The following is a 22,715-nucleotide window of genomic DNA, read 5'->3' as shown; positions in this document are numbered from 1 at the left end:
GCTTCAGGGGCGGCTTTCACGGCGGGCCCGGCTGGGGCGGCAGGCCGGGTGGCTTTTACCGTGGCGGCGGCTGGGGTTACCCCGGTTACGGCTGGGGGTATCCGGGCTATGGCTGGGGATATGGTGTGTGGGGCAGCCCCTACTGGGGTGGCGGCTGGGGCTGGGGCGCGCCTTTTGCGTTCGGGTCCGTGGTTGGTCTGGCTATAGGCGCTGCAGCAGCCTCTGCTGCGGAGGAGAGCTATCAGGCACCTCAGACCATGTATGCCCCTCCGTCTTACTATGCTGAGCCTACGGAAGCGCCTGTGGCGCAGGGAGGGTATCCCTCTGATACGCAACCGGCTTATTACGGAACGGCCCCTCAGGCGGCGCCGCAGGGGTCTGATGTGGTGCATTGCAGCGCCGGGCGGTTCTTCAATTCCTTAACGGAAAGCTGCGATAAACGCTGATCTCTTTTTATCAGTTCTGAAAAGGCCGTCTTGAGAACATACCCTCTCAGGCGGCCTTTCTTTTATTCCGGCACCATTCTGGTTTACCCTCTCGGACAGACAAGAATCTGTGTGAAAAGGTGGTGCGACGGTGTCTGGCAGTTTTGAAAAAACGTGGCTTTTTAAATTCATCCGTCCAGCCCGCACAGGGCTTCTGACGGCCCTGCTGGCCGGGAGCGCCTTCTCGGCCGTACAGGCTGCGGAGCCGGATCCGTTCCAGATTTTTGCGCCGCTTTCATACCCTCAGCCGGTCAATCTTTATCATTCCGGTAACGGGGCTCCCGGCCCTATGGCCTGGCAAAACCGGTCTGATTACACCATCCATGTGCATATTGACCCCGCCACACATACCCTGTCTGGCAGTGAAACGCTGACTTACACCAATAACAGCCCGGAAAGTCTCTCAACGCTCTGGCTGCAACTGGACCAGAATATTTATCAGCAGGGCTCACGCGGGGCCTATGCCGCGCCACAGCGCCTCCAGAACCACACCGATGGGATGGTGATTGAGGCTGTGGCCGTGAGTCTGGATGGGCATGAAACACCTCTCACACCGCTTGTTTCAGACACCCGGATGCAACTCTCCCTGCCGCAGCCTCTGGCGGGGAAGGGCGCGCATCTGAGCCTGAAGATTTCATGGCATTATACGATCCCTGCGGAATGGGGCGGCCGTACGGCTTACAGCCAGAACCGGGATGGTGAGATGTATGAACTCGCCCAGTTCTACCCCCGCATGGCGGTGTATGACGCCCAGCGCGGCTGGGATACAGCCCCGTATCTTGGGCAGGAATTCTATCTGGATTACGGAGATTTTGACTACAGTGTTACCGTGCCAAAAGGATTTCTGGTGGCGGGGAGCGGTGTGCTGACAAACCCGGATGCCGTGCTGAGCGCGCAGGAAAAAGCCCGTCTGGCTCAGGCGGCTACCAGCGAGACGCGTGTGCAGATCCGCACGGCGGATGATGTAAAGGCTCTTGTGCGTCAGCCTCAAACGGAGATGCAGACCTGGCAATTCCATATGGCCAATACGCGGGATGTTGCTTTTGTGGCGTCTCCCACATTGCTCTGGGATGCTGCACGGCTGGACCTGCCCCCACTTGAGAAAGGGGATGCCAAAAATCCTGCCCCGCGTCTGGCGATGTCGGTTTACCCCGCAGAGGCTGCCGGAGCTGCAAAATGGGATCGTTCAACCGAGTATGTAAAACATGCCATTGAGTATTTTTCGGGCAAATGGTTTGCATATCCCTGGCCGAACGCGGTGAATGTTGGCGGGCATGGTGCCGCCATGGAATATCCGGGCATAGTTTTTGACGGTAAGGACGATGCCGGAGCAGAGCTGTTCTGGGTGACAACTCATGAACTGGGGCACGGCTGGTTCCCCATGATTGTTGGCTCCAATGAGCGCCGGAATGCCTTTATGGATGAAGGCTTCAATACGTTTATTGACGTGTATGCCTCGGACCATTTCAACCACGGGGAATTTGCCCCCAAAAAGGATGTGGAGTTTGCGCCGCAGACCGGGCGCCCGGCCGATGATATTGTGCCGGTGCTGAAAGATAAATCAGCCCCGGTTCTGATGACGCCGTCTGACCTGATTTCTGAAAAATATCGTCATAGCGTGACGTATTTTAAGGGCGCCTATGGCCTGCAACTGCTGCGGGAGCAGATACTGGGGGCAGAGCGGTTTGACCGGGCGTTCCAGCATTATATTGCGCTCTGGGCCTTCCGGCATCCCACACCGTCTGACTTCTTCCGGGTGATGGAAAGCGAGGCCGGGGAAGACCTCTCATGGTTCTGGCGGGGCTGGTATTTCCATAACTGGGGGCCGGATTACAGCCTGAAATCTGTTTCTTACGTCAATGGGAATCCCGTGCAGGGGGCCCGCGTGCAAGTTGAAAACAAAGGGTGGCTTCCTCTGCCTGTGGTGCTGGCCATTACATGGATGGACGGAAGTTCTGCCCGGCTGACCATTCCTACGGAAACCTGGTATCAGCGCAATACGGTCACGCTCCAGATTCCGGGCAAACAGGCCATTCGCTCCGCGGTGCTGGACCCTGATCACATGATCCCGGATCTGAACCGTGCGGATAACAGCTTCAGCGTCAAGCTGACTTCGGCGCATGCCGCGGCTCCCGCAGCCACGCCTGCACCAACTCTTCAGGGCACCCCCGTGCCCTGACAGACGTGCCCTGACAGGTGTGTCTGTTATAAAGAGTGTCCGTATAAGAGTGGCATATCAGGAAGGGGCGCTCCAGCCATCAGGCAGGCTGTTTCAGCTGCCTGATGGAATGGGTGCCCCTTCAAGATTCAACAGCCAGCGTTTATCGTCTATGCCACCGTCACCAGAATATCCGCCAAGTCCGGTCTGAGAGACAATGCGATGGCAGGGGATCAGAATGGGAATGGGGTTGCGGCCAACGGCCTGCCCGACAGAGCGGGCGCTTCCCCCCACGTCTTGTGCCAGTTCCTTATAGGTTTTAACGGTCCCGACCGGGATCGCGCAGAGCGCGTTCCACACCCGCTTCTGGTAGTCCGTGCCAAAGATGGGTTCCAGCGGGAACGGAAAATCACCTGCGGCTTTCGGATCATCAAACCATGTATCCAGCCAGTCCCGCGCGGCGCAGAGCATGGGTGTTTCTGTCTGGTCTCGCCCCCAGCCCCAGTCGAGCGAGATGATTTTGTCGTCCTCTTCCGTCAGGGTCAGCGGCCCGATGGGGGAATGGAGAGAAAGCTGGGGCATGGGTCTTTGTCCGTCATAATGGGGGCTTTATAAGGCCCATAGTATGCGCGGCAGCCTGAGGCTTGTCATGTTAAGAAAGACAGCGCGACTGTCTGGCTGGAAACACGGATGCGTTTTTAGCTGCCACTTGCATGCCGATTTGTTTTAGAAAGCGCGGATAAAGCCAGTATTTCAGAACACTCAGGCTTTTCAGAGATTATGCAGGAAGGAAAACATCCCCGTGGCGTATCAGGGTGAAGACACAATTTTTGCATTATCTACCGGGCTTGGGCGGGCGGCGATTGCTGTCATGCGCGTCAGTGGTGCGGGAAGTGAAACACTGTTGAAAAAGCTGATTGGCCCCCTTCCGGGAGCACGCTGCGCAGCACTTCGGCGCGTGTGGCAGGATGCTGAAACCCGGAATAACCTTCTGGATGAGGCACTGGTGCTCTGGTTTCCCGGCCCCAGAAGCTACACGGGGGAGGATGGGTTTGAACTCCATCTGCACGCCGGCCCAGCCGTCATCAAAGCGGTGGCGGAGGCTCTGGTTGAAGGCGGCGCCCGCCCGGCAGAAGCCGGAGAATTTACCCGCCGGGCATTTATGAATGGCCGCATGGATCTGGTGGAAGCTGAAGGGGTCGCCGATCTGGTTGAGGCGGAAACCGAAAGCCAGCGTAAACTGGCTCTCGCGCAGACAGACGGGGCGCTCAGCCGCCTCTATCAGGACTGGGCTGACCGGCTGAAACGTGTTCTGGCGCATCAGGAAGCCTTGATTGATTTCCCGGATGAAGACCTGCCACCGGAGGTTGAACAAGGCCTTCTGGATGAAATTCATGCGCTGATCGCCGCTATGCAGACGCATATTCAGGAAGGGGATCGCGGGGAGCGTATCCGCCGTGGGGTCGTGTTTGCGATTACCGGCCCCCCCAATGCGGGCAAATCCAGTCTTTTAAACTGGCTGGCAGACCGGGATGCCGCTATTGTCTCCCCCATAGCGGGAACGACGCGGGACGCTATAGAAATCAGCGGTATTCTGGCCGGGGTACGTGTGACGTTTGTTGATACAGCAGGCCTGCGGGAGACAGAGGATGCCATTGAGGCTGAGGGCGTAAAGCGCGCATTGTTTCACGTGAAACAGGCCGACTGTGTGTTGCAGATGTTTGCCGGAGGCGACGCACCGCAGGAGGTGTTTCCTGCGAGTGTGCTGATCGGCAACAAGACGGATCTTGGACCTGTGCCGCAGGCTGTTCAGGGGCATCGGGTGATGCCGGTCAGCCTTGAAACAGGGCAGGGGCTGGACCAGCTTAAAGCTATGCTGGAGCAGAAGGTGGAAGTTCTGACGGCCTCCTCAGCCTCTGGTGCACCGCTTTTGACCCGTGCACGGCATAAAGCAGGTGTTAAAGAGGCCTGTGCGTGTCTTGAAGGGGCCTTGCAGCAGGACTGGCCGGAAATGCGTGGGGAAGAATTACGGCTTGCTATGCGGGCTTTGGGGCGGTTGACGGGGCATGTGGGGGTGGAAGACCTTCTGGATGCTGTGTTCGGCCAGTTTTGTATCGGAAAATAAAGGTAAGGCGGCAGGATTATGGACCGTTCGTTTGATGTGATTGTGGTCGGGGGTGGCCATGCGGGGTGCGAGGCTGCTGCTGCTGCTGCCCGGTGTGGTGCGCGCACGCTTCTGCTGACGCATCGCAAAGATACCGTTGGGGCAATGTCCTGTAACCCGGCCATTGGCGGTATTGGCAAAGGGCATCTTGTGCGTGAAATTGACGCGCTGGATGGCATTATGGGGCGCGCTGCGGACCGTGCCGGGATTCACTTCAAACTGCTCAATCGCTCCAAGGGGCCTGCTGTGCAGGGGCCCCGCGCTCAAGCTGACCGCTTTCTTTACAAACAGGCCGTGCAGGATCTGCTGGCTGAAACGCCTAATCTTACCTGTGCTGAAGGCGCTGTGAGTGATCTGCTGTGCTCGGAGACAGGGGCTGTGCAAGGTGTTGTGTGTGAAGATGGCACACACTGGCAGGCCAGTGCGGTGGTTTTGACAACCGGAACCTTTCTGGATGGTGTTATTCATATTGGGCATAAAAGCCAGCCTGCCGGGCGCGTGGGAGAACAACCTGCGGTTGCGTTAGCCAGGCGCCTGAAGTCTTTAAACCTGACCATGGGACGCCTCAAAACAGGCACCCCGCCGAGGCTATTAAAAAACAGCATAAATTGGGAGAGTCTGGCGGAAGATAAGGGGGATGCGTCCCCCGAACCCTTCAGCCGTCTGACCACTACAATTACAAACCCGCAGATGGTATGTGGCATCACGTTCACAACAGAAAAAACGCACGATATTATCAGGGAGTCTCTGCATCTCTCGGCAGTCTATGGGGGGGCAATTTCAGGCCGTGGGCCGCGTTATTGTCCGTCGATTGAAGATAAAGTCGTGCGGTTTGCGGAAAAAACCAGCCACCAGATCTTTCTGGAACCTGAAGCTCTGCCTGAGCACGAGGGCGGGCATCTGATCTATCCGAACGGTATTTCCACCAGCCTGCCTGCCGACGTGCAGGAGGCGATGATTCACTCAATCCCCGGCCTTGAGAACGCAGTGATTGCCCAGCCGGGCTATGCGGTTGAATATGACTACGTGGACCCACGGGAACTCACGACGTCTCTGGAACTCAAAAAATGTAAAAACCTGTTTCTGGCCGGGCAGATTAACGGAACAACAGGGTATGAAGAAGCTGGCGCGCAGGGGCTTCTCGCAGGTGTTAATGCCGCGCGCAGGGCTGCCGGGCAGGAGGCTGTCAGCCTTGATCGCGGGAAAGCCTATATTGGCGTGATGGTGGATGATCTCACTACGCAGGGTGTGAGTGAGCCGTATCGGATGTTTACCTCCCGCGCGGAATATCGTCTGACTTTGCGATCCGATAATGCGGATATGCGACTGACACAGATTGGCCTTGACTGGGGCTGCGTTGGGGAAGAACGACGCGCTGTTTTTGAAAAAGACTGCGCAGATATCAAGGAACTGACTGAAAGAGCCGAGCAGGAGGGCTGGCTGCCGCAGGCCTTGGCGCAGGCCGGGCTGAAAGTGGCACTGGACGGGCGGCGCAGAACCTTACTGGAAATTCTGGGATATGGTCTTGAGGATGCTGTGCTGGAAAAGCTGGCTCCCTGGTATCTGGCCGCACCGGAACGTGCCCGACATTACGTGACGACACAGGCGCGCTATAAAGGCTATCTTGTGCGGCAACAGCGTGAGATTCGTCAGCTTGAAGCAGAGGCTGAAATCCGTTTTCCCGGAGATATGGATTTTAACGCAATCGGGGGGTTGAGTTCAGAAATGAAGGAACGTCTTGAGCGTGCCCGTCCAGAAAATTTTGGGGCAGCCCAAAGAATTCCGGGCGTGACCCCCTCTGCTCTGGTGGCGGTTCTGGCGCATGTCAGGCAAAAGGCGTCTGCGCGATGATGAACCTGCCAGAAACAATGCATGTTTCACGTGAAACGCAGGAACGGCTGGAAACGTTTGTAGCTCTTCTGGAAAAATGGAACCCGAGGATCAATCTCGTCTCCTCGCGGGATATTGCCAGTGTGTGGGGCCGGCACGTGCTGGACAGCCTCCAGTTGGCCCCACTAGTGGCCGGGCAGGCACGGTTTATTGATATGGGGTCCGGTGGGGGCTTCCCCGGTGTGATTGTCTCAATCGCAACGGGTGTGCCCGGAACATTGATCGAGTCTGATCAGCGTAAGGCGGCCTTCCTGCGGGAAGCTGCACGGGCCACGAAGGCTCCCCTGACGGTGCTTGCTGAGCGGATTGAGCAGGCTGAGGTCCTTCCGGCCCCTGTGGTAACGGCCCGCGCCCTGGCCTCACTGAGCAGGCTTCTGGACTGGACTGCGCCCCTGCTGGAAAAAGATGGGAAAGCCTTTTTCCTGAAAGGGCAGCAGGCGGATGAAGAGTTGACCGAGGCCCGACGCAACTGGCACATGGATGTGCGCATCCACCGCAGCATAACAAGCCATGATGGTGTGATTCTTGAAGTGAGCAATCTTGAACGTGTCTAAGTCTGACAAAAAAACAAAAACGTGCCGTATTCTGGCAATTGCAAACCAGAAAGGTGGGGTTGGGAAAACAACCACGGCCATTAATGTTGCCGCAGCTCTGGCGGAAGACGGTGCACGGGTCGTGCTGCTTGATATGGACCCGCAGGGGAATGCCTCCACTGGGCTGGGTGTCGGGTATGATGCCCGGCAGGGCGGGGCTTATGCCCTGCTGATGCATGAAAAGCCCGCAGCCGACCTTTTACAGCCAACCGAAATAAGCGGTCTGTCCGTCATTGCCGCTAATACCGAGCTGGTCGGGGCTGAGATTGAACTGGTGGACGCGGATGAACGGGAAACCCGTCTGCGCGAGGCCCTTGTCCCGCTGGCGGAGAGTGCGGATTACATCATTATTGATTGCCCGCCCAGCCTCAGCCTGCTGACCCTGAATGCCCTTGTTGCCGCTGATGGTGTGGTGGCTCCCTTGCAGTGTGAGTTCTTTGCGCTGGAAGGACTGGGGCATCTGGTCAAGACGATCGACCGGGTGAGAAAAAAGCTCAATCCCGCCCTGAAAATGGCCGGTATTGTGCTGACAATGTATGACAGACGAAATAACCTGTCCGAGCTTGTTGCAGCGGATGCCCGGAGCTTTTTCGGGGATGATGTGCTTGAAACCATTATCCCGCGTAATATCCGTATTTCTGAAGCACAGAGCTATGGGCAGCCGGTTATGACGTATGACCCGCGGGCCAGTGGTGCCGCCTCTTACCGGGCTTTGGCGGCGGAAATTAAGGGGAGAGCATCCTAGGCATGTCTCAGCGTAAATCTTCTGCCCGCCCTAAACTCGGTCGCGGCCTTGCCGCCTTGCTGGGCGACGTTGCTCCCTCGGTTGCCGCGTCTTCTTCAGGGGACGCGCAGCCTGCTGCTGTGCCTAAGACGATACAGCCTGTCAGTTCTTTATCGGTAGACGTGCTTGTCCCCGGACCATTTCAGCCCCGTCAGGATATGGAACCGGGCGCTCTGGAGGAACTGGCGGAATCGATCCGGGCGCGGGGGATTCTTCAGCCTATTCTTGTAAGGCCTGACCCGGACAAAAAAGGGCAGTATCAGATTATTGCCGGGGAACGCCGCTGGCGTGCCGCACAACTGGCGCAATGCCACACAGTACCCGTGCATGTGCGTGATCTGGATGAAGTAGACGCCATGGCGGCGGCTCTGGTTGAAAATCTTCAGCGGGCCGACCTCAACCCCATCGAAGAAGCTGACGGTTTCAGCCGCCTGATGGAAGATTACAGCCTGACGCAGGACGAACTGGCAAAAGCCATTGGCAAGTCCCGTCCGCACGTTGCTAATACAATGCGCCTGCTCCGCCTGCCAGAGAGCGTGCGGAAGGCCGTTGGGGCAGGGGCCCTGTCTGCCGGGCATGCCCGTGCTCTTCTCGCGCATCCTGACCCGATTGCGGCTGCGAAAGAGGTTATTGAAAAAGCGCTTTCCGTAAGACAGACGGAAAAGCTGGTGCAGAAGGCACTGGAAAGCAAAGGGAAGCCTCAGCCTGCTCCGGTGAAGAAAACAGCAGAACCGGAAATTGCCGCACTGGAGCGGGATCTGGGCGCAAGGCTTGGTCTGAAAGTCCAAGTTCACTTCGATGGGCGGAAAGGGGGCTCGCTGCAAATTCACTATAAGAGCCTTGATCAGCTTGATGATGTGCTGGCACGTTTAAAAAGCTGAAAATTCAGACTTGTCTTAAAAGAAAGTGGGTGATAGAAAGCATCCACTTCAGTTCAAAGAACTGTAAGGGCGCATAGCTCAGTTGGTAGAGCAGCTGACTCTTAATCAGCGGGTCCAAGGTTCGAGCCCTTGTGCGCCCACCAATCTTTTCAAAGGCTTAGGTGGTTTTCAGGCTTTAGAGTGCTTCACCCTCATAGCTTTCCGGAGTCAATCCGGAGTCATTTGATGGGCCTTTATGTGCTGACAGGGTAGGGGGTTTTTCCCGAGTCTGCTCAGAGCACCTTCCGGCTCAGTTATCTCCGCAAAATTTTGATCGCTGGCTGGTGACTTTTGCCTGCAATTTCGCGGGTATGAAAATTTGCCTATGGCGCGGTCCCGGCACTCATAGACCCTAGAGATTTAGCACCCCCCACCCCTTTTCGGGCACTAGACCCCAAATCAGAGGAAAAATGGCTGTTTCCTGCTGTTTTTCCTGATTTTTTATCTCTTCTCTTTGATTTTTTGATTAATTTCAAAAACCTGCGAAAAATCTGCGCGTGAGCCTGATGCGGTTGCGGTGCCCAAACGGCATGAGACTTTAATCAGCCCCCCTCGGCTGAGACAGGTAGAGCCATGCGCTGTCTGCATGGACTGAGCCAGTTCTCTTACGGCCACACTTCCAACCCTTACCTAAAAAAAGGTGTACAAGGTGTGACAGGTGTAACAAACCCCATAACTATCTGTTTTATAATAGAAAATCTGTTACACCTTTTTGGTGTCAGCCGTTACACCCGGTCCAAAAAGGTGTAACAGCCTGAATGTAGGAATGGCTGTTTTCTGCCATTTATGAGCAAACCCCCAAGAAAACACCTTGCCAGTCTCTCTTTTTGAGACAGGAAAAAAGATTGTTTCCAGCCTGTTTTGTCATGATCTGAGCGCATAGCAAGCGACCTTATTCATTCCAAAGGCTAAAAAACGCGGGAAAGAAACCCGCGCGCTGCCCGCGCACACCCAGCCCACGGCACAATGCCTCGTCAGGAAGTAGCAGAAGCCACCAGACAGCGATAAACAGAGGTCCGGCCCATGCCCAGACGCTTCGCTATCTCCGTAGCACTCACACCCTTAGCCGCCAGTGCCTGCACCTGTTCCGCCTGACTCCGGGCTGTAGGCTTGCGTCCTTTATAGCGGCCATCCGCTTTGGCCTTGGCTATGCCCTCACGTTGCCGCTCTTTCATAATGTCACGCTCAAACTCAGCGACAGCGGCGAGCATGGTCAGCATCATCTTGCTGGTGGGGCTGGTGGTATCCAGTGTCATGCCGTTCATGGACAGCACGATCAGGCCGCAACCCTTTGCCTTAACCTCTTCCACAAGCCGCAACAGGTCCGTAGTGGAACGGGCCAGCCTGTCCGGCTTGGTGACTACCAGCACATCACCGGCCCGCATGTGATCGAACGCCGCACTCAACTGAGGCCGGTCTGTGCTGCTACCACTCACCTGTTCACGGAAGATACGTTCACACCCATTGGCTGACAGGTCACGGGCTTGCGCTTCAAGCCCTGCCACCTGATCGGTGGTGCTAGTCCGTGCGTATCCAATTTTCATGTGAGGGTGTTCCTAAAACTGTTCCAAAAGGTCTAGACCCTAGATCTATATAGTCCCAAAAAACGAAAAACAACCCTATTGGAACAGAAAACGAGGGTAAAAGTGTTCCATATCATTTGTACCAATAGATCTTGCCCTAATGGAACACAGCAAGCCATTCTGAAAACGCATGGCGAGGCAGGAACGGAAAGCACGGAGGGCTATCGCTTACCCTCCGGCCTGTCCGGCTTACTTGTCACCCGTGGCAACCGCCAGAATATCGTGATGCACTTGGTAGAGTCTGACTTGCCCCTGACCCGGAGGGCGTAAGATTTCGGAGAATTTGCCATCTTTGGCCGGAATGAGCAGGCCGCGCTCAACAAGCATTTTCTTGGCATCCCGTGCGTTCAAGCCGTTCAGGGCTTCATTCATGCCCGCAGAGGTCAGCAGGTAGCGCCAGACATAGCGGCCATCCGGAGCTTTGACCCAACATCGCCAGCCAGCCCGGTTCATGGTGCGGTAGCGTTCTGCCGGTGGTTTGCCATCTTCTCCGCTCTGAGGCTGTTCCTCTGCCGACTTATCCACCCAATCTTCAAACCGGGCAGACGCATTGCGCGAGATGAAGTCCCGGAGTTGCTGGATTGCCTGTTCGTCTTCCCTCCGGCCTGCTGTGCCGCGTAACCGCAGCCAGTCGGCAAAGCACAGACCGACCAGCACTTCCGGCGTGTCACGGTCCCAGCCGGTCAGGTCAAATTCTGTGGCCAGTTCTCCGGCCAGAGCAATCATGGCAAAGCGCCGTGCTACAGAGCGCACCTGTCCGGAAGCCTTAGGCCAATTTTGCAAATAGGCGGTTGCTATAGTGTCCATCCGTGCCAGCAGGACTTCACGGAATTCTCTCATGCCCTCCGCTGCCAAGCGGTCTGCCAGATGCTCCATAAAGGCCCGGAAGGGTGCGCCATAGAATTGCCCGCAGGCGTTTGCCAGATAGTCCGCAAATTCTCCGGGGGTGTCGCAATGGTGTATTTCCTCAAATAGACCCATACCGGCTCCGGCATCGGCTGGTGTGTCCACAAATCTCACCTCCATCCCGGCCTTGGTGCCTTTGCCGGATTCCTTGTTCAGATCATCCAGTGTCTTTTCACCTGTTGAGAGGAACAGCACCCGCCAGCGGGCTGTAACCCGTGCGCCACCTGTGCGGCTGGCCCGTACCTTGCCTTGCCCGTTGGCGAGCATGTAGGCCACGTCACCAATTTCTTTCGGGTCTAGCTGGCCGATTTCATCCATAGGCAGCAGAGCATCACAGCTTGCCAAGGCCACGCTTTCCAAACCGTTAGAGGTAGAACGCCATGACCGGGCATAGCCCTTGGCTCCGCCTTCTGGCGTTCCTCCGCACACGCTGGACGCAACCACAAGGGCCGTGGACTTGCCTGCACGGGATGCACCCACAAACGAGACGCCACCACCATCCAGTCCCAGCACATCCAGCAAAGGGGCTGCAAAGCCTGTGGATGCTGCCAGAACAAGGCGTGAGTTTCCTTTGCAGAACTGGCCGATATTGCTTTTCCAGCCTTCTGCAGAGCCAGATACGCCAAAAAGGTTTGTTTCCTGTTCGGAGGTTTGTAGAACAACCCGCTCTTTCAGGTTGCCGTAGGTTCCGTCTGGAAGCACGTAAACCTTGCCACCGTTCAGAGTGTGCCAGCCTATCCGGTTGACGGAAAACGCGCGTTCCTCTGTGGCGATGGAAGCCAGCCAGTCTGCAAAAGCGGCTTTGGCGGCTGGGCCTGCCTGAAGGGTGAGGCCTCCGTCTGCTAACTGGCTCCGCAGTTCCGCACAGTCACCTGCAAACATGGCACGAGGAAAGGCCTGTTCATGCTGTTGGCCGTCCCGGTCTGTCCAGCCGAGCAAAATGCCCCAGCCTTTACCGTCTGCCCCGCGTGTTTCGGCTATGATCCAGACAGGCCCGGAAAGCTTCATGTCTGTTTTGCTGTTGTCCGCTGCCTTCCGGAACAGCCCGTGAGCATCACAGAAAAACCGGCCGCACTGAGACTCTATGCGCTTGCCTGCCGCTTTGCTTTTTGCGCCGGGCATGGAAACAACTTTGGCGGAGGTCAGGCCTGCGCGCACACCGTCACGACCGTTCTGGCCCTGTGTCTTTGTCATGATGTGTCAGGACATTATTCCAGTCCTGCCCCTGTATTTCAGGCATAGCGAGCCGAACAGTGCGGCCCTGCTGTGCGAATTGTGAGAGTGCAGCATCCAGCGCCTTCCGTGCGGAGGCATTGCCGGTATCGTTATCTGCTGCGACGATAATTTCCGTGAGTGTGTCGGGAAGTTTCATGGCGGCCATGTTGCTGAGGCTGACAGCAGAAAGAACCCTGTGTTCCGGGCAGGCGATGGCACAGGACAAAGCGGTTTCTATGCCCTCGGCAACAATCGCTACATCCCCTGCCGGTGCTAAATCCAACGCCTTGCCGGAAACTCCGCGCCAGAGGCGGATGCAACCACCAGAAAAACCACCAAGAACCTTCTTTGCGTTTTGAAGGTCAGCTTTGGCCCATGTGCCGGAGGGCGATTGCGCCAGCCATGTCCGATGCACGGCCACCAGCTTTCCGGTAGGTCCGCAGATTGCGGCCAGCATGGCGGGGAGGGGTTTACGCACCTCCGCACACCAGACGGCAGGATGAAACCGCAAGGCACCGGGAGCGCGGCCCAATGCCCGGAGGTCTATGCCACGCCCTGCCAGATAGGCCTCAACAGGTGTGCCAGCTATTCCGGCTGAGGTGTCCATCCATAACCGGCGAGCCTTGGCCCTCCGCTGCTGTGCTTCTTTGTCCAGTTCCTGAGAGTTATTCAGTTTTTCTTGAATGGGACGGCGCTGGATAGGGGCTGCATTGGTGGTTTCACTCAGCCCCAGCCAGTTAGAGCCCCATGCCATAGCCTGCTTACGGTCACCACCAAACAGACAGCCCGCCACAAGGTCCAAAGAATCGCCACGCTCACCGCTGGAAAAGTCAGCCCATACGCCCCGCCGTGCGCCGGAAAGACGCACCGCAAGGGATTGCCCCGGCTCTCCAGCCAGACTGCCCACGCGCCATTCTGCGCCGTCCTTTTTGCCACGTGGTAGCAGTTCCGGCGCAAGGCGCGTGATGTGGTCAGCCAGAAGGCGCGCCAGTTCGGAGGCATTAGGCCGGGACCTCATGCCGCAGCCTTGGCGAGATAGTCAGCTATGTCAGGCTGCGGACCAGTTCCACCCGCACGCACCCATTGCTGCATTGCTTCTTCCCAGTCACGATCAGCTTTTTTTCGTGCGCGGGTATATGCGGGCTTTTCCTCAATATAGCAGCCATATGATACAGCGTGACCAGCCAGCACTAATTTAATGGCAGCATCGCGTTTCTCAGCCTGTTTGAGAATAGAGGCCCAGCCTATGGAAAGGAGCCATTTTTTTGCTTCAACGGCTCTAAGATCGTTTTCTATTCCATGCCAGAACCAGCGGAGGGCAGGGGCCATAGGAATGAAGCGTTCTTCCGCTCCCTCCGTTTTGCTGCCGTCAGAGAGTTCCTCATAACTTTTTTCTGCCACTGTAAGCTTACTGAGGTGCAGCCACGCCTGAGACAGGCCTATGACAACATTTTCTGAAAATCCCGGCGTAAAGTCCCTGCTGTATTCTTTTACAAGGTTGGACATATCGGAATTGAATGGGGTGGCATGTAACTGCCAGTCAATTTGCCAACAGAGATAAAGGAAGCGGGTAAGCAAAGCAGGCTTTCCGTTAGAATCACCCCAATTCCATAATTCTACGGGGCGCTTCATGCTGCACCTCTGGCTTTTACAGAGGCTTCAGCCGTGCTTTTGCAGGACTGTGCAGCAACCCAGATACGGAGGGCTTCTACCGCGTAACCAATACGGCGCTTGGTGAGTTGCACGTAAGCCGGGCCGGTGCCATCCAGCCTCTTTGCCTGCAAGGTGCGAGGCGCAAGGTTGAGCAAGGCAGCTGCTTTGGCTTCTGATAGCACCAAAGGCATGACAGCCTCTTTATGGTGCTGAGACGGAAAGGGGGCAATGTGGCCCGTAGTTCCAGTCGTTTCATTCTGAACTGTCGCCATAGAAGGCATGTGAAAATCTCCCTGTTTCACAAGCACCGGGCTGCATGGCTATGCGCGCCGGGTGATGTGAGGGAATAAAAACCGTAAGTGAGTTAAGAGGTCAGCCGATATGGCCGAAAACCTAGTTTTCGGCCTTTGGGGGACGTTGTTTCATCTCAGTCGTATTTTCACTGCAAGCGCGGACGAAAGCTTTCGCATCGCTTTCACTTGGCAGGGGGCGACCATCTTCCTCCAGACGATTGAATAAATATTCGACAGCCTGAGCTTGTGATCCACGTTCATTAGGATTTGGTTCACCGTTGTCGAGTATATAACGGACCATAATTCCAGCTATATAAGCCCAATCATGCTTAGAAGGCCGACCGCCAGTATTCCTTTTTGACGAAGGCTTAGTATTACATTCTGCTATGAAGGTATTAGAATTTTTTGATATAAGTATATCAGTCCAATTGGGATTGATTTTTCCCAAAGAAGGTAAGTGCCAAAAAAGTGGGAATCCATTTATATCATATAAATTCCAAGATTCTTTTGATATTTCTTCTCTTTCTCCTAAACTGTTATAGCCGTTGTCTACAGCGGTTGCAGTTAATTCACCGGAAAGTAACTTTTCACGAATATCGTTTTCAAGCTTGCTATGTAGTGCCCCGAATCTTTTGCTTTCAGGACTATTAGGAGTAGGTATTTTTTTATTAATCACACGTTGATAGGTATACTCAGCCAATTCTTCAGCATATTTTGGGGTTCCAAAAACATAAAGAGCGATGAATGGGGTTAAATCGCTATCGCCAAATTCTTTTTTGATACAAAAAAGAAAAGGAGAATCAATATTTTTGTTTATTTCTTCAAATGATTTTAAAAGTCTATGTGATATATTTTCTTTCTGTGATGCATCATTTTTTTTATCGCTTTTTTGATTAAAACCAAGTGAGGTTCTTTGAAGGTATTCTTCCTCAGTTCGTTTCATCAAAGCCCGCAGTTTAAGTTCTTCCTGCTCTTCGTTCTGAGCGCCTTCAAGTATTTCCCGTAACGTCGCCATTTCAACAACCGCCCCACGCCGGCTATCCCCATGAATCATAGACGGGAGCGCGGCGGGCCTGTCATGGGGGTCAGGCGTTCGGCGGCCAAACCTAGCCGCGCTCACCTCATTAATCGGGAACAAAAGCGGAATAGGCAATAGGGAACCAGCGGAGGGCTGCTGTATAGCAATCATGCTGCACCTCCGGCCACATCCCGCGCCAGAGACAAGACCAGCCGGATTTCAGGTATATCTGCTCCGGCATCACACCAGAGCAGGCAGGGTGGCAAACACCTTTCAAGAACCGTGGCTTTGCCTCGCTGGCCCTCAGCCGTCATGGCCCGCAAATCCGCCATCTGGCCTATTGCCACCGTACGGGATGCTATCAGGCGATCAAACCGTGATTCCCATGCGGGATACTCTGGAGCCGTGAAAGAGGGTTCAGGCACGGCCTCCATAGCTAGAATGGAGCGTTCTGCCTTCCAGTAGCGGGCCAGCACATCCATAAGCAGGGCGTCCGGCCCCGGAGCAGGGCAGGAAGAAGCCACAGCAGGAATGGCCGCAGCCGTGGCAGCGAGAGACGCCCCCAGAACGCTACGGCGCGGAATGGAGGGCCTGCTCATACGTCGACACTCCCAGCCAGATCACGCAACAAGCTCATGACCAGATGCATTTCTGCGGAGTCTTCACCGATATAACAGTCTCTCAATATGCCGGGTAGCAAGGTCTGTAAGACAGCGGCTTTGACTTTCAGGCCGGACGGCGAGCAGGCTGGTATTTCAGCCATTTTCCTCACCATCTGGCCTTCCTGCCTGCAAAGGTCATTGGTTCTCGCTTCCCGCTGCTGCTCTTCATAAGAGCCAAATTCGTATTCCGGTGCGTCATCAATCGCCTGTATTTGCGCATTGACCCGGCAGAACTTCCGATAGAGCGCGAGTAGGGCTGTATCCTTGCCGGTCGCTGCTGTGGCTACGGCAGGGAGTGCGGCGCATGTCGCGGCCAGCACAGAGGCAAGGGCACTGCGACGAGACAAGCCGGAGGGCTGTGTGGTCTGGCTCATTGCATTACCTTCGCACCAACAGCAGCAGAAGCCACCAGAACAGCGTGAGAGCTGCTGTGGTGGTGCGTGTGGGTGGCCACCCCTCCGGAGGGGCGGTGCAGGTGTTCAGGGTGCAGTAAGCCAGCCAGAGCCAGCAGAGAAAGGCCAGCCACAGCAAAGGCGGCCAGAGCATCGCCATGCAGGCGAGCAGGTGTAAGCACTGCCCAGCGTGTGCCGGGCATGGTATAGGCGCGGTCAGCCATTACCGTCTCCTAGTGCGAGCGGTTGTGGTTAGGCCAAGTGTGGGAGGGTCCAAGCTCCCCATTTGGCCGCAAATTGCATTGCCCTATTATCCGAACATAGTTACGATAAATCTGCAATGAAAAAATCGTATCAGGGTTCGGATTTTGTTAGCTGTTCAGTGTAAAATGGCCCGTGCAGCTATAGGCTGGGGAGTGCGTGACCTCGCAAAAGAGGCAAGTGTTTCGCCTGATACCATCGCCCGCCTTGAAAGAGGCGAGGAACTGAAAGCCAGCACTATAGAAGCCATCCGTTCCGCCCTAGAAGCCGCAGGGGTTGAGTTTATCCCTGAAAATGGCGGGGGAGCTGGGGTGAGGTTGAAGAAAAGCAAGTCACTATAGAATAGTAAAAATAAACGTAGGATTTTTTATGTCTGAAGATGAAACAAGAAAGCATCATTACATACCTGTATTTTATCTTAAAAAATGGCTTTCGAAAAATAATGCAAAAAATGACAGCCTTACGATAACAGAATTTCAAAAAACGCCCGCAGGAGTAAAATATAAATATAAAACTCCTGCTCAAACAGCCTATGGAATAGATTTATACAGGCGGGATGATTTGCCTCAATCTATTAGAGATGTTTTAGAAAAAAAAGTTATGTCCATAATTGATAATGAAGCATCTATTATTCATGAGGCTTTGCTGGAAAATAAAATACCGAATAACACTCATGATCGTTCCGTGTGGGCGCGGTTTATTATGTCAATAATACATAGGAATCCAGAAAGAGTTTATGATTTAACGCATAGTTTTGAGAAATCAATGCAAATGGTTTCCGAAGATATTAGAAAAAATTATGGGAAATATAGGAATGATACAAACCCACATTCTTATCAAGAACTGGAAAAGCAGCTAGATCCCTTCCAAAATGGATATGATTTTAGTCTACTACTTAGTAATTTAATGAATGATAGAGAGTTCGGAAATGTTCTAGAGCATAATCCGATCTAACGGGTTCATTTTAGGATTCCCATACTGGTGGAAATCTGATTCATACTGTGTGCCGGCATGGAGGCCGGTCCATATGACCCGAGCCCTGTCTGCTGATCTTCGCCGCCGCACGATTGTGGCTGTTGCCTCTGGCATGACCCGTCGTGCGGCTGCGGTTCGCTTTGGTGTGTCTTCGTCGAGCGTTATCCGCTGGGTAGCTGAATGGCAGGCCAGCGGTCGTGACCACGCCCTTAAACAAGGCGGTGATCGCCGTTCTCACCGGATCGAGGCCTGGTCAGCCTTCCTGCTCGCTGCGATTGAAACGAAGGCCGATATTTCCCTCGTCGAACTGGCGGAGAAACTTGCGGCGGAACATGGTGTCCGCTTTGCGCCGAGCACGATCTGGCGCTGTCTTGACCGTCACGACATGACCGTCAAAAAAAACGGCGCACGCCAGCGAGCAGACACGGCCCGACGTCGCACAGCGGCGCGAGGCCTGGTTCGACGGTCAGCCTGACCTTGATCCGGCAAGGCTGGTCTTCATCGATGAAACTGCCGTCTCGACGAAGATGGCCCGCCTGCGGGGACGGTCACGCCGAGGCACGCGCTGTCGGATGTCCGTGCCCCATGGGCATTGGAAAACCACGACGTTCATCGGCGGGTTGCGCCTGTCCGGCATGACCGCGCCGATGATGCTGGACGGCCCCATGACCGGTGAGTGGTTTGCCGCCTATATCCGCAAGGTGCTCGCGCCAACCCTCTCGCCGGGAGATGTCGTCATTCTGGATAATCTTCCAGCACATAAAGGGGCCGCAGCACGGGAGGCAGTAGAGGCAGTCGGTGCCCGTCTACTATTCCTGCCGCCCTACAGTCCCGACTTCAATCCGATCGAGAACATCTTCGCCAAGATGAAGGCGTGGATCAGACGGGCTGCTCCCAGAACCCTCGACGCCCTTCAGAATACGATCTGCGGGGCGATGGACGATATCTCTCATAGCAATGCCGCCGCCTGCTTCACCGCCGCAGGATATGAACCAGAATGATCGGATTATGCTCTAGTTGGTATGTTTTGGAACGTGGTCGAGACAGATAAATTTCCAATCATGACCTCTGATAGGCCTTTAGTAGGAAGTAATGGTCTCCTTTGTGGTAATAATATTCGAAAAACTGATGGCCATCTTTGTATGGCTTTAAGTCCAAGAAAAATATTTTTGGCGACTAATACAAAAGAATACATGAATAATATACTTAAAAAATCAAATAGACCATTTTATACATTTAATAAAAGAATTTCTGAGTGCTGTAAGAAGTTTGTGTATAGTAACACATCAGATCAGTATTATTTTATAAAAAGACATTTTGGTAGAGAGAAACCCGTAAATCTTGGAATTCCAGATGAAATAATGAATTTTACAGATGCGTAGAGAATGCTTTGATTTTGATTATAGGTAAGAAATTGATTTCAAAAAATTCTGCTTTTGGAAACCAACGGACAGCGTGATTTCCATAATTGACAAAACACGTCTGACACCAAGTTATAACCCTGTGCGCTGCCCTCTAGCCGTAACTGGCAGATCAGCATCTCAAGACCTCTTCAGAGGCCACCGTGCAGCGAAGCCATGACAAGCTTATGTACGGTGTAGATATAAAGGGCACACATTCTTCGCGGATGGGTGCCCTTTTTTCACCTCCGCATAAGCACCACATTCCCTGCCGTGGGTTCGATTCCCGTCGCGGAAGCCACCTTCAGCACATGCCCGGCCCAAGCATCCAAAGCCGCAGACCGTTCCTTCAGGAACTCATGTCGCTGATACACGGCGGCCACGCCACTTATGGCTCCCTCCGTATGGTTCAGCACCTTATCAGCCACATGGGGGCCAATGGCTAAACGGGCCATTGTGGTCACACCCGTGCGCCGCAGGTCATGGAGCCGCCATCCGCTTGCGGGCAGGGCGGAGGGCTTCTTTCCCGTGTTTTTTGGTCCTCCGGGGGCGTTGGTAGCCCGCTCCTGTTCCATCAGAGCTTCCAGCCGCTCTTTGCCGTCAGAAAAGCCAGATATGGGCGTCCGGCCCGTATTGGTGAATACAAACGGAGAGACGGCCCCGGTTTTTCTGTCAGTCTGCCGGTGCAGGGAGGCCAGAACCTGCCGGGCAGGCTCGGACAGGTGGACGATATGCTCTTTGCCGTTCTTGGTGCGGCTGGCCGGAATGGTCCATGTGATCAGGTCTGGCGTTATTTCTTCCCACCGCATCCCCGCAACCTCACTCCGGCGCTGGAGCGTGAGAACAAGCAGCCGAAAGAACGGGCCAAAAGCATAGGGCATCTGGCAGGCGGCTCGCCATGTCGCGCCTAACTCGGCATCGGTCAGCACACGGTCACGGGATACCTCACGGCCTTCTACCACGACATGAGCAAAGGGGTTTTCCTCCACCAGTTGGCGCTTCACCGCCCAGCCATACAGAGCGCGGCCATAGGACAGCAGGCGGCGGGCTGTGGTCGGGTGCTGTTCCGCCACATCATCCAGCCGAGTCTGCACCTCCGCCACGGTCATGGCATGGGCTGGCCGGTTCAGCATGTCCGCAAAATTAAGCCGCAGGCGGCGCGGGGCTTCCGTGCGGTGGCTCTCGCTACTGTCCCGCAGGGCGTTGCTGGTCCAGCGGTCTATGAGGGCTTCAAACGTGAGGGCATTGGCCGCAGCCTGTCTGGCATCCTCTATGGCCTGCTGCTGGAAGGCCTGAGCAACGGCTTTCTTCTCTTCGGCAGGGTGGCCACCCGCCAGAACCTTGCCGCGAGCCGCCTCTGCCAGCTTGCGGGCATGTGCCAGGGTCAATTCCCCATACTGGCCCAGCACCAGCCTGCGGCCCTTACCTCCAAAGCGGTAGTTGAACACGAAGGTCTTGCTGCCGGTTGCGTTCACACGGATGGCAAAGCCCTTCACCTCGCTATCCGTAAACATCACGTCCCGCTTTCCCGGCGGACAGGTGAGGGCGTCTATTCCCGATTTTGTAAACTTCATGCCGAACCTTCTGTTACACCTTATACACCTCACCAAACCGTGAGGTGTAGCAGTCTGAGAAGGAAAAAACTGAGGGAAAACAGTATATTATCTATGAGTGTTACACCTATACACCTTGTACACCTGCTTTTGGTGTAGCGCCGCCCTCCGTTTTTCCTCTCTCACCCGCTGATAGACTTTTCCGGAGTCGCTCCGGAGTCATTTGAAAAGGTAACCCGTGCAGCTTGCTGCGTCACGTTGCGTCATAGCCGTTCGGTAATATGAGGGAAAACAAGGGTTTTTGCGGCTCTTTGCATCTGCCTGCGTCTTAACGGTATCTCACCGCCACTGACTCTTAATCAGCGGGTCCAAGGTTCGAGCCCTTGTGCGCCCACCAATCTTTTCAAAGATTAAGGTGGATTCCAGACGCTAGAGTCTGATGATGGTTGTTTAAGACCGTTCACGCCATTTCATGCTTTTACAGTCCAATGGGGCCGCTAGTTTTCTATTGGAAAACAGTGCGTAACGTAATCTGGCGTCCTGATCTTGTAGAAACTCAGTTTTATTTCTGTATTTCGAAGATAATAAAAAGCCCCGGCATATTTTTGATGCCGAGGCTTTTTACAAACGAAAGCTTTTGGACGCTTAGAGTTTATCGATCCCGCTTTTAACGGTATCTTTTACGTCACCGGTAGTTTTCTGCACTTTGCCTTTCAGGTTCTGTGCAATGCCTTCGGCTTCAAGACGTTCATTGTCTGTCAGCTTGCCGGTTTCTTCCTTCACCTTGCCTGCAACCTGATTAGCAATGCCGGTTACTTTGTCTTTCATGGAGCTCATTGAGATATCCTCCTTAATTCTATGCAATCTAAACGTAGGGATTTGAGTTCAGTTCCTCGAAGAACGCACAAAAAATTTTAGACGTGGCATTCTGGAAGTGATTTCGCGATGAATTATCTTTTCGACCTGTGTTCAGTCGCGTGGCAAAAATCTTTTGAAGCAACTGTTTGTTATTCAGTCTAAATATAACAGTTGTGGCTGCTTAATGTCCCATTACAGCACTAATGACTAATGCCATCTGGTGATGAAGGATAAGCAGACGAGCTCTGATTATGGTTCTTGGTGGTCTGTTGCTTTACATTGACTGTAAACGCCTCCCAAGACTGTAAAAATATGAGGAGATGCTTTTTCCTTGGCGGAGTGTTCTCCATGCTGAGTTGAGTTCTCACCGTAATTTACGCTGTGTATGATGATAAGGTGGAGCGTTAGGTCAGTAAGTGCGAAAAAAACGTAGATACAAAATATGTAGATACGAAATGTCTGGCGAGGGTATGGAAAGCGTGTTGTCTCAGGGTGATCTGTTCAGTGTATGGGACGACGAGCGTGATGAGCGCGCGTTGCCTCCTGTTGAACAGGAACTTTGGGAGAAGCTGGCGCGGTCCGCATTCCGGAGAAAATTTCATTTAAATAAAGATGATTTATCATATCTCGAGGATAAAACTCTGCCCGTTGTGCTGGAACATGGGGCAGAGTTTATCACCAGACGGCTAGCTCCTGCGCACCCGGCTCGTGATGGCAAACAGACCCCATGGAAGGGGCATCCTGTTTTTGTAGCCCAACATGCCACAGCAACATGCTGCCGATCCTGTCTTGAAAAATGGCATCATTTTTCAAAAGGAACTCAGTTAACTGTCTGGCAGCAGCGCTATGTCCTGGCTGTTATTGCGGCGTGGCTGGAGCGGGAAGTGCCACGAGACGAATAGACGGGCGCTTGACCCGTGAACAAATTTTTGACGCCGTCTTTGATCTGATC

The 22,715-nt window shown here is 54.4% G+C and carries 23 protein-coding genes, 1 tRNA gene and 1 pseudogene; 13 read left to right on the top strand and 12 right to left on the bottom strand.

Translation table 11 applies throughout. The annotated features are described in order from the left end of the window. Both JK199_RS07520 and JK199_RS07515 read left to right on the top strand, forming a co-directional pair. Positions 1-446 (top strand): annotated as a pseudogene (locus tag JK199_RS07520) (hypothetical protein); the annotation flags it as partial. Positions 447-648: 202 nt separating this feature from the next. Next, on the top strand, positions 649-2,664 hold the full coding sequence (locus tag JK199_RS07515; RefSeq protein WP_244984983.1) for a M1 family metallopeptidase: 2,016 nt from the start codon (positions 649-651) through the stop codon (positions 2,662-2,664). Positions 2,665-2,757: 93 nt separating this feature from the next. Here the strand turns inward: JK199_RS07515 and JK199_RS07510 are convergent, their stop codons facing one another. Next, positions 2,758-3,225 carry a methylated-DNA--[protein]-cysteine S-methyltransferase gene (locus JK199_RS07510; protein ID WP_212374896.1) on the bottom strand — a complete coding sequence of 156 codons (468 nt, stop codon included), beginning with the start codon at positions 3,223-3,225 and terminating at the stop codon, positions 2,758-2,760. A 220-nt stretch (positions 3,226-3,445) separates the two neighbouring features. On the opposite strand from JK199_RS07510, the gene mnmE reads away from it, so the two are divergent. The 6 genes from mnmE to JK199_RS07480 all read left to right on the top strand — a co-directional run bounded on the left by mnmE (position 3,446) and on the right by JK199_RS07480 (position 9,098). Continuing rightward, on the top strand, positions 3,446-4,768 hold the full coding sequence (mnmE, locus tag JK199_RS07505; RefSeq protein WP_212374893.1) for a tRNA uridine-5-carboxymethylaminomethyl(34) synthesis GTPase MnmE: 1,323 nt from the start codon (positions 3,446-3,448) through the stop codon (positions 4,766-4,768). Positions 4,769-4,786: 18 nt separating this feature from the next. Further along, positions 4,787-6,658: a tRNA uridine-5-carboxymethylaminomethyl(34) synthesis enzyme MnmG gene (mnmG, locus tag JK199_RS07500; RefSeq protein ID WP_212374890.1), complete on the top strand. Its 1,872-nt coding sequence runs from the start codon at positions 4,787-4,789 to the stop codon at positions 6,656-6,658. After that, complete coding sequence (gene rsmG / locus JK199_RS07495) at positions 6,655-7,251, top strand: 16S rRNA (guanine(527)-N(7))-methyltransferase RsmG (RefSeq protein ID WP_212374888.1); 597 nt, start codon at positions 6,655-6,657, stop codon at positions 7,249-7,251. The genes mnmG and rsmG overlap by 4 nt, the downstream gene beginning before the upstream one ends. Further along, positions 7,244-8,035 (top strand): ParA family protein, encoded by a 792-nt coding sequence (locus JK199_RS07490; RefSeq protein ID WP_212374886.1) that lies wholly within the window; start codon positions 7,244-7,246, stop codon positions 8,033-8,035. The genes rsmG and JK199_RS07490 overlap by 8 nt, the downstream gene beginning before the upstream one ends. Then, positions 8,029-8,955: a ParB/RepB/Spo0J family partition protein gene (locus JK199_RS07485; RefSeq protein ID WP_212374926.1), complete on the top strand. Its 927-nt coding sequence runs from the start codon at positions 8,029-8,031 to the stop codon at positions 8,953-8,955. The genes JK199_RS07490 and JK199_RS07485 overlap by 7 nt, the downstream gene beginning before the upstream one ends. 67 nt (positions 8,956-9,022) lie before the next feature. Then, a tRNA-Lys gene (locus JK199_RS07480) sits at positions 9,023-9,098 on the top strand. Between the two features lie 870 nt (positions 9,099-9,968). Here JK199_RS07480 and JK199_RS07475 read toward each other — a convergent pair. The 9 genes from JK199_RS07475 to JK199_RS07435 form a co-directional block, all read right to left on the bottom strand. Continuing rightward, complete coding sequence (locus JK199_RS07475) at positions 9,969-10,538, bottom strand: recombinase family protein (protein WP_212374884.1); 570 nt, start codon at positions 10,536-10,538, stop codon at positions 9,969-9,971. 228 nt (positions 10,539-10,766) lie between these two features. Continuing rightward, the gene (locus tag JK199_RS07470) at positions 10,767-12,677 is read right to left on the bottom strand and encodes a DUF927 domain-containing protein (RefSeq protein WP_212374882.1); all 1,911 of its coding nucleotides are present in this window, start codon (positions 12,675-12,677) and stop codon (positions 10,767-10,769) included. Beyond that, entirely contained in the window at positions 12,646-13,716 is a 1,071-nt protein-coding gene (locus tag JK199_RS07465) for a DUF7146 domain-containing protein (RefSeq protein ID WP_212374880.1), read from the bottom strand. Before JK199_RS07465 ends, JK199_RS07470 begins: the two co-directional genes overlap by 32 nt. Continuing rightward, the gene (locus tag JK199_RS07460) at positions 13,713-14,330 is read right to left on the bottom strand and encodes a hypothetical protein (protein WP_212374878.1); all 618 of its coding nucleotides are present in this window, start codon (positions 14,328-14,330) and stop codon (positions 13,713-13,715) included. Before JK199_RS07460 ends, JK199_RS07465 begins: the two co-directional genes overlap by 4 nt. After that, entirely contained in the window at positions 14,327-14,542 is a 216-nt protein-coding gene (locus JK199_RS07455; RefSeq protein ID WP_244984968.1) for a hypothetical protein, read from the bottom strand. The genes JK199_RS07460 and JK199_RS07455 overlap by 4 nt, the downstream gene beginning before the upstream one ends. A 202-nt stretch (positions 14,543-14,744) precedes the next feature. Then, the gene (locus tag JK199_RS15760; protein WP_244984967.1) at positions 14,745-15,833 is read right to left on the bottom strand and encodes a hypothetical protein; all 1,089 of its coding nucleotides are present in this window, start codon (positions 15,831-15,833) and stop codon (positions 14,745-14,747) included. Next, on the bottom strand, positions 15,830-16,261 hold the full coding sequence (locus tag JK199_RS07445; protein ID WP_244984966.1) for a hypothetical protein: 432 nt from the start codon (positions 16,259-16,261) through the stop codon (positions 15,830-15,832). Before JK199_RS07445 ends, JK199_RS15760 begins: the two co-directional genes overlap by 4 nt. Beyond that, on the bottom strand, positions 16,258-16,698 hold the full coding sequence (locus tag JK199_RS07440; RefSeq protein WP_212374876.1) for a hypothetical protein: 441 nt from the start codon (positions 16,696-16,698) through the stop codon (positions 16,258-16,260). Before JK199_RS07440 ends, JK199_RS07445 begins: the two co-directional genes overlap by 4 nt. Next, positions 16,695-16,940 carry a hypothetical protein gene (locus tag JK199_RS07435; RefSeq protein WP_212374873.1) on the bottom strand — a complete coding sequence of 82 codons (246 nt, stop codon included), beginning with the start codon at positions 16,938-16,940 and terminating at the stop codon, positions 16,695-16,697. Before JK199_RS07435 ends, JK199_RS07440 begins: the two co-directional genes overlap by 4 nt. Before the next feature lie 144 nt (positions 16,941-17,084). Here JK199_RS07435 and JK199_RS07430 point away from each other — a divergent pair, with 144 nt between their 5' ends. From JK199_RS07430 to JK199_RS07415, 4 genes are all read left to right on the top strand, one after another. Next, positions 17,085-17,318, top strand: a complete 234-nt coding sequence (locus tag JK199_RS07430; protein ID WP_280528590.1) for a helix-turn-helix domain-containing protein — start codon at positions 17,085-17,087, stop codon at positions 17,316-17,318. 28 nt (positions 17,319-17,346) lie between these two features. Continuing rightward, positions 17,347-17,931, top strand: coding sequence for a DUF4238 domain-containing protein (locus JK199_RS07425; protein WP_212374871.1), 585 nt, complete (start codon positions 17,347-17,349; stop codon positions 17,929-17,931). A gap of 73 nt (positions 17,932-18,004) precedes the next feature. Next, a protein-coding gene (locus JK199_RS07420; protein ID WP_212374869.1) for an IS630 family transposase occupies positions 18,005-18,953 on the top strand; the annotation gives its coding sequence in 2 pieces (ribosomal slippage) (positions 18,005-18,345 and positions 18,344-18,953; 951 coding nt in all). A gap of 21 nt (positions 18,954-18,974) precedes the next feature. Next, positions 18,975-19,334: a hypothetical protein gene (locus JK199_RS07415; protein ID WP_342356299.1), complete on the top strand. Its 360-nt coding sequence runs from the start codon at positions 18,975-18,977 to the stop codon at positions 19,332-19,334. A gap of 260 nt (positions 19,335-19,594) precedes the next feature. On the opposite strand, the gene JK199_RS07410 is transcribed toward JK199_RS07415, so the two are convergent. Both JK199_RS07410 and JK199_RS07405 read right to left on the bottom strand, forming a co-directional pair. Continuing rightward, positions 19,595-20,926: a tyrosine-type recombinase/integrase gene (locus JK199_RS07410; RefSeq protein WP_212374864.1), complete on the bottom strand. Its 1,332-nt coding sequence runs from the start codon at positions 20,924-20,926 to the stop codon at positions 19,595-19,597. Positions 20,927-21,550: 624 nt separating this feature from the next. Continuing rightward, entirely contained in the window at positions 21,551-21,742 is a 192-nt protein-coding gene (locus tag JK199_RS07405; RefSeq protein ID WP_025828430.1) for a CsbD family protein, read from the bottom strand. Between the two features lie 503 nt (positions 21,743-22,245). Between JK199_RS07405 and JK199_RS07400 the strand changes: the two genes are divergently transcribed. Then, positions 22,246-22,665: a DUF4186 domain-containing protein gene (locus tag JK199_RS07400; RefSeq protein WP_408742355.1), complete on the top strand. Its 420-nt coding sequence runs from the start codon at positions 22,246-22,248 to the stop codon at positions 22,663-22,665. Positions 22,666-22,715: the final 50 nt, after the last annotated feature.

It is taken from the genome of Acetobacter persici (genome assembly GCF_018256955.1).
GTDB lineage: Bacteria > Pseudomonadota > Alphaproteobacteria > Acetobacterales > Acetobacteraceae > Acetobacter > Acetobacter persici.
Note: the sequence above shows the minus strand (reverse complement) of the source record. Positions and strands in the feature narration are given on the sequence as shown.